The sequence below is a fragment of the Ralstonia flaminis genome, assembly GCF_958415495.1.
GTDB lineage: Bacteria > Pseudomonadota > Gammaproteobacteria > Burkholderiales > Burkholderiaceae > Ralstonia > Ralstonia flaminis.
Map to the genome: position 1 here is coordinate 1 of NZ_CATZLL010000030.1, position 6,424 is coordinate 6,424.

Consider the following 6,424-nt stretch of genomic DNA (forward strand, 5'->3'; position numbering starts at 1 on the left):
GTGAACAGGAAAGTCAATGAAATCAACGATCTACCAACACCACCTCCGCGCCAGTGCTAGCTTTTCGTACCGTCACTTATTGCACTGAAAACGAGGAGACCCCTAAAGAAACTTGCCGTGGGTCGGCCCAAAGATGAACTGCACATAGGCAAAGCGTGCCGTGCTGCTCTGGTCTGCAAGCGAGCACATTGCCTCCACAGGGGCCATGTCGGCGAGCGTGCCGGTTCTTACGATCACGCCTAGCCGCCAGCCTTCGGCGTACTCATATTTGCCTTCGTAAGCAGTTGTGCAGCCACTGACCATCGCCGCCAGTGCCAGCGCGCTGCACGCCCGCAAAACGTACCCGCCTTCAGTAATCACGGGATATCTGATTGACATTACGCGCTCCGCTTCAGCTCATCACCGACGATCAAGCTTGAAGACCGGGATCTGCACGCCTAGCCGCCCCGTCCGAAAGAAAGCTTGGTCTTCGCTGTGCCCCCTCTTTCTCGAGCGGATTTTCTCCCAGCGCAACTGGCGAGCTTCAACCAGCACGCGTCTCATTGCAATTGATGTTGCCCCTGCTGATGGGTAACTGCCGATCGACGGGCGAGTGTTCCAAGATCTATCATTGATGCCACGGGCCGAGTTTTTGTCGCCAAGCCAACGCGATTCGGTAGAGGCGGGCCCCGTTTTGGCGAACGGCTTCCGCCCACCCCGCGGCAACGTCGAGCCGCACCAAGTATTTCAACCGCTTTCCAAAAGGGAGAGGCTCATGAACAGGTTTTCTCGCTCCATCCTAGCACTGAGTTTTGCGCCCCTAGCCGCCTTTGGTGCGGCGAATCAACTCGAAGGTCTCGGTTCCAATTCCAGCGAACCCGCGCCGAAGGCAGGCCAGCCTGGAGATCCTCAAAAGGTGACGCGTACCATCAATGTGACTATGAGCGATGACATGCGTTTCCAACCGACCACGCTCACCGTCAAAGTGGGGGAGACTGTGCGCTTCGTTGTCGAGAACATTGGCAAAGTACACCATGAACTGGTGATCGGCACCGCTGCCGACTTAAAGGAGCATGCCGAGATGATGCGCAAGATGCCGGAGATGAGCCACCACACTATTGGAAAGCATCTCGCGCTCGAGCCTGGCCAACAAGGAGCACTCATTTGGCGATTCGATGAACCCGGCATGGTTGATTTTGCTTGCCTTGTACCAGGGCATTACGAAGCCGGAATGATCGGAAAGATTGTGGTCAAGTAGGGGAAAGCGACAACATTCGATACTCGTCAATCGAGGTCTCGCTCTCGTCAAGCTAAAATCGGCATGTCATCCCAAGAATGTGAACCACATGAAGCGGAGGTTGTAGCCGCGCGCCATCTTGCGGCGCTTCGCCTTTCCCATCGCGACCGATTATCCTGCCCTGTAAAGATTGCTCCGCTCAATAAAAATCGCGATGCCCTTTGCCTCAGGAATATCAGGAAAGATCGAGCCCATATCGATTGGTTGGCCACCTCCGATTGTTGGGGCCGTGAACATCCAGCCAATTTCCTTTTCCCCAATCCGGAAAGCAACTGTTTCACCAGTGTACACATGCACGTATCTGATGCGTGGAGTCAAAATAATTGTTCGGCTCGCATGTGCAATTGCGACTGGATGCCCAAACTGCGCTGGCGTCGTAGCGACGGATGTACACCCAGACGCGAAACCTAGCAGCAAGAGCATGAGGGCGCTTTGGAGGGCCCGCATGAGGTTCATGACGTGCTCCGCACAAATGCTGAGAATGCATCCATGCTGCTAAATTCTACGTTGTAGACGACGACAGCACCCTGTCGCTGCGATTACAGTTTTGTTAACAAGCACTGCGTTTGTCGCAATCCTGGCACCTTTTTTTCGTGGATGGCACGCGGAGATTGGCGGTGAATAGGTCGCTTTAACTCTGTCGAATCAGCATTGAAACGGTGCCGGAAAGTACATACACTGTCCCGATCGGACAGTGCCACGATAAAAATAGTGGATTTTGCATGACCGATTTAACAAGAACGCTCATTGAGCGATGGAAGCCTGACAGAGACGGAACTTTCCAGACGTGGTTTCTCTGGCCCGAGCGCCTCAAGAATTTCCGCTCCATCCGGCGTGGCATTAGTACGGTGGTCAACGAGATCCAGGCTGGGACATTTGGCAACGCCTATCGCGGATCCTCTCTCGAAACCGTGGTCTCCGCGATTGCCGAGCAGCGCCAAATCTTCAAGGGGGCGGACCACGCATTCCTCTGGAAACCCAAGTTGCGTATTCCGGACATCTACGAGAACGCAGATCATCAGCGAGCGTTCGCCAGACTGCTGCATACGTGCAATTGCTGCGATACCGAGCAAGAGGTAGTTCAAGCGATTCAGCAGTTGAACCGGCACGGCATCAAGGGGCTGGGCCCAGCCGTTGCCAACCTGCTGTATTTCATCCACCCAACTTTGGCGGTTCCCTTCAACACTGCGATCGTCAATGGATACAACGCGCTGACGGGCTCTCGTGTCAAGCTCGGCAAATGGGACCACTACTTGGCCATGCGCGAGGGCGTGCTGTCCCTGAATGGACGCTACCGCGACCTGCTGTCCAATGACCTGGGTGCGATTGCCGGACTGCTGTTCGATATCGGAATGGAGCGCTATCCAGCTCCGCCGCAAGAGGGTGGCGCTACCACGATTGCTGAGTGGGAGAAGGATCTGGCTAAGGCCCGCGAGGAAGCAGCCTCCTTCGCCAAGCAACTTCAAGCAGGCCGAACCGACGATGCCTCTCATACAGAGGTGCAAGGCTGGTTGCGCGATCTTGGCAAGGCATTGGGCTTCGCGGTCTGGGTGGCGACCAACGACCGCAGCCGCCCCTACAATGGCGGCGTGCTCAGCGAGGGCTGCCTGGCAACATTGCCGAATTCACTTTTGGTTTCAGGCGCTGACACCGTGCCTCTCATCGATGTCGTCTGGCTGAACGCTGTCTCGCTGGAAGTGGAAGCTGCCTTCGAGGTCGAACACACCACATCCATCTACTCGGGCATCGTACGACTGCTAGATCTGGCTTTGGGCACAGATCAAGCGACAAGGAAACACCTATTCCTGGTGGCTCCAGATGCCAGAGAGGCGGACGTGCGCGCCCAACTCGCACGTCCCGCTTTCCGCAGGGTTGCAGAACTAGGCATTCGCTATGTTCCCTATACCAGTCTCACCGAACACCGAGATAGCATTGCGCGTTTTGGCGTGGGGATCAAGCCGATCGAAGCTATCGCTCGAACGCTGTAGTCAGCGGCGAGAAACACGGCGAATTCCTAGCGGTGCGTGACACAAGGCACCCTGGAACCTGCGGCAGATCATGGGTTCCCAGAGCTTCGTCGCAAAGCGCGTCGACGTGGTTTCTTACTACGGCGGCCATGAATAGCGGCACGCGCGTCTGCGTGCCGTCTTACGCCATGTTTGCGGCGCAGGTACCAAGCGAAACCCACTAGGAGAACAATCCATGTGACGAAGACGAGAGCCATTGCCGCGAGTACATCGGCAGGCAGGTCGGCCACCGACATGTTCCTCATGACCGCTCCTGGTGAGCCAACCAGTGATTGCGTCGGTGTATCGCCAGATTTGTTGGCCACATACATGGTGAACCCATCGTTTTCACGGCCAACGTCTTCTATTCGTTCAGCTGTACGCTTGGAACACAGTGGATGTCCCATCCAAACCGATCAGTAATACGTTGTACGGCATACGTCGATTACCGTACGCCGGACCGTCCATGCCAGGCGCACCGATGGGCATGCTGGGGACCGCCAGCCCGATTGCCTTAGGGCGTTCCCGCAATAGGCGCTTGATCTCGCGCGCAGGCACATGGCCTTCCACGGCATAGCCCTGCACGGCTGCCGTATGGCACGAGGCGTAGCGATCGGGAATGCCTGTCTTGCGTCGAGCCTCGACGGTGTCTTCGACGTCGTGTGTGACTACATCGAATCCGTTGTCCCGCAGGTGGGACAACCAATCCTTGCAGCATCCACAACCCGGCGTCTTCCAAACTTGGAATGTAGGCTTTGGCTCAGACTTCTGCGCCAAAGCTATGGCAGGCAAGAGAGCCAGGCCGACCATCAGAGATCGCCTAGACGCGGATATAGACTGCGAGTTCAATGGCGTTGTCATGGAGCGTTGAATGGCTACACGAAAATGACGGAATTAGGTCCCAGGCGGAGAAAGCACCCCGAGCCACGCAACCAAAGCAAGTATCACGACGGCGAGGCTGGCCTCCGTGAGCAGGCTGCGGCGCAGTGTCATGACTGCGCCAGCGTGGTCGCCGCTGCGCATTGCGATTTCAAGTTGCGGACTCAACAGGTAACGGTTGGCTGCCGCCAGCCCGAGCATAAGCCCAAACAGTGCCAACTTGGCCAACAACAGGACGCCGTATGCCGAAGTGGCCAACCCGTCGATTGTTGGGCCCACGATCAACAGATAGTTGACGACGCCCGTTGCGAGCAGCGTGGCGACAATCAATGTCCCAAGACGGGCGAAGCCGTTGGACGTGTGGTTGAGGATTTCCACCGACTCCAATGAAGCCGCCTGCTGCGCCCGCGCAAGCAACACAAACGCTGTCAGCGATCCAACCCATGCACCCGCGGCTAACAAGTGGGCGATGTCGGCCGTGATGTGGACGTATCCACGCGAACCGTCGTGCATCGCGCCATGCCCTGCCCAGGCCACTGTTGCCAGCGCTACCGCCCCCAGAACAGCAAAGATATCAAAGTGCAGAGTTGGCATCCTACGCACACACATGACGATGATTAAACAAGCCGCCAGGGCTGCGATACGAACCAACCACCCAATGCCAACCGCAGTGCTACTCAGCATCATGCCGAAGACGTGGCTGCTCAACTCCGCGTATTCGGCGGCTCCGGTCATCGCTTTGGCCGTCACTACGATACTCCAGAGAGACAGCACAATACCGGAAGCTGCGGCGACGCCAATGGCGCAGACATACCGGCGCGCAATCGCTGAGCTCCGATGATCGGGGCGCAAGGCGTAAGCACCGAACAGCGAGACTCCAAACAGGATCGTCAGATCCACGTACAGCGCAAAGCGCAGGGCGATATTGAGCCAGTCGTCTGCCATAACTTTACTTCACCTTGAACGAGAAGTTTCCCGTCATCGGGTGCGTATCCGACGAGACAGCACGCCATTCGACCTTGTAGGTTCCCGTCATCAGCGGCTGTGCGGGCGTGATGACCATCGTCTTGGGGTCATCGTCGGCGGCGACCTTCGCGGCGACTTTCATGGCGTCGTGACTGGACATGCCAGGCATCTCCGTCATAACGAGATTAGCCCCCGAGAATTGCGTCGAGAGATTTTCCGAGAACTTAAGCTCGATCTTTGCCGGCGCGGCGACTTCCGCTTTGTCAGCAGGCGTCGAAGACAGCAGCTTAGGATGCGCGAATGCGGCCGTGCTGGCGAAAATGGCCGATGCCGCGACAGCGATGCTTGCGATGTAACGAGGGGTCAACATGTCAATACCTCCTGGTGGTGTAAATAGAGAATGGCTAGTACCAAACACGCAGGCCTGCCACAAATCGGGTCTCACCGCTTCGGCCGCCATCTGCCCGAATCATGTTGGCGGTGTTGCCAAAAGTCTGATACCGCTCGACGCCGATGTAAGGCGCGAATTGCCGACTGAACTCGTAACGCAAACGCAATCCGACGCTAGCGCTGGACAGGCCGCTGCCGATCTCCAAAGCCGGATCATTCTTTCCGTAGAGGTTCGCCTCCACGCGCGGTTGTAGGATAAGGCGCTGAGTCAGCAGCAACTCATACTCCGTGGACAACCGCAGGGCGGTACGACCACTGTTACCAACGTATGCAGTGGCCTGGATGTTGAACCAGTATGGCGCCAGACCTTGCACACCGAAAGCCGCCCAGTTCCGCGCTGGACGCCCCGAGCCAACGTCATTGCGAATCCCAAGCTGGGTGTCCCAGAACGTCGTGATCGCATGCCCCCATAGCAACTCGGTACGCGCCTCCTCGAGTCGACCTTTTTTCACATCGCCTTCCGCCTTCAGCACGACCTTGTCGTAAGTGCTTCCGTACCACGCTTGCGCTTCGTAAGAAGCGGCGTTGGAGTTGGGGCCGCGTACCCACTCCAGGCGATCAATCAAGAACGATCCAAAATTGTGCTCATCGGCCATCATGAGCTGGCGGGTATTGCCCAGCGCGAACTTTCCGACACCCAACTGATATCCACCCGAGTATGCATTCGGATCCCGCGCATCAGGAGGCGGTGAGCCGCCTTGCATTTGCATCGAACCATGATCCATACCCTGCATTGAGCCCTGATCCATACCCTGCATTGAGCCCTGGTCCATACCCTGCATTGAGCCCTGGTCCATACCCTGCATTGAGCCCTGGTCCATACCCTGCATCGAGCCATGGTCCATAC

At 57.1% G+C, this 6,424-nt stretch carries 8 protein-coding genes; 2 read left to right on the top strand and 6 right to left on the bottom strand.

The features are described from left to right. Nucleotides 1–102: 102 nt before the first annotated feature. The gene (locus R2N11_RS26170) at nt 103–378 is read right to left on the bottom strand and encodes a hypothetical protein (protein ID WP_316682947.1); all 276 of its coding nucleotides are present in this window, start codon (nt 376–378) and stop codon (nt 103–105) included. A 376-nt stretch (nt 379–754) separates the two neighbouring features. Here R2N11_RS26170 and R2N11_RS26175 point away from each other — a divergent pair, with 376 nt between their 5' ends. After that, nucleotides 755–1,237, top strand: coding sequence for a cupredoxin domain-containing protein (locus R2N11_RS26175; RefSeq protein WP_012755714.1), 483 nt, complete (start codon nt 755–757; stop codon nt 1,235–1,237). Nucleotides 1,238–1,387: 150 nt separating this feature from the next. On the opposite strand, the gene R2N11_RS26180 is transcribed toward R2N11_RS26175, so the two are convergent. Then, entirely contained in the window at nt 1,388–1,732 is a 345-nt protein-coding gene (locus R2N11_RS26180) for a CzcE family metal-binding protein (protein WP_021197777.1), read from the bottom strand. Nucleotides 1,733–1,998: 266 nt separating this feature from the next. Between R2N11_RS26180 and R2N11_RS26185 the strand changes: the two genes are divergently transcribed. Then, nucleotides 1,999–3,264, top strand: coding sequence for a hypothetical protein (locus tag R2N11_RS26185; protein ID WP_012755713.1), 1,266 nt, complete (start codon nt 1,999–2,001; stop codon nt 3,262–3,264). A 390-nt stretch (nt 3,265–3,654) separates the two neighbouring features. Here R2N11_RS26185 and R2N11_RS26190 read toward each other — a convergent pair whose 3' ends face one another. The 4 genes from R2N11_RS26190 to R2N11_RS26205 form a co-directional block, all read right to left on the bottom strand. Next, nucleotides 3,655–4,143 carry a DUF411 domain-containing protein gene (locus R2N11_RS26190; protein ID WP_024977761.1) on the bottom strand — a complete coding sequence of 163 codons (489 nt, stop codon included), beginning with the start codon at nt 4,141–4,143 and terminating at the stop codon, nt 3,655–3,657. A 33-nt stretch (nt 4,144–4,176) separates the two neighbouring features. Then, a complete protein-coding gene (gene copD, locus R2N11_RS26195; protein ID WP_012755711.1) occupies nt 4,177–5,106 on the bottom strand; it encodes a copper homeostasis membrane protein CopD in 930 nt (309 codons plus the stop codon). Nucleotides 5,107–5,110: 4 nt separating this feature from the next. Further along, entirely contained in the window at nt 5,111–5,497 is a 387-nt protein-coding gene (copC, locus tag R2N11_RS26200) for a copper homeostasis periplasmic binding protein CopC (RefSeq protein ID WP_012755710.1), read from the bottom strand. Between the two features lie 34 nt (nt 5,498–5,531). Next, nucleotides 5,532–6,424 (bottom strand): copper resistance protein B (locus R2N11_RS26205; protein ID WP_316682948.1); only part of this gene is annotated, 893 nt, incomplete at its 5' end.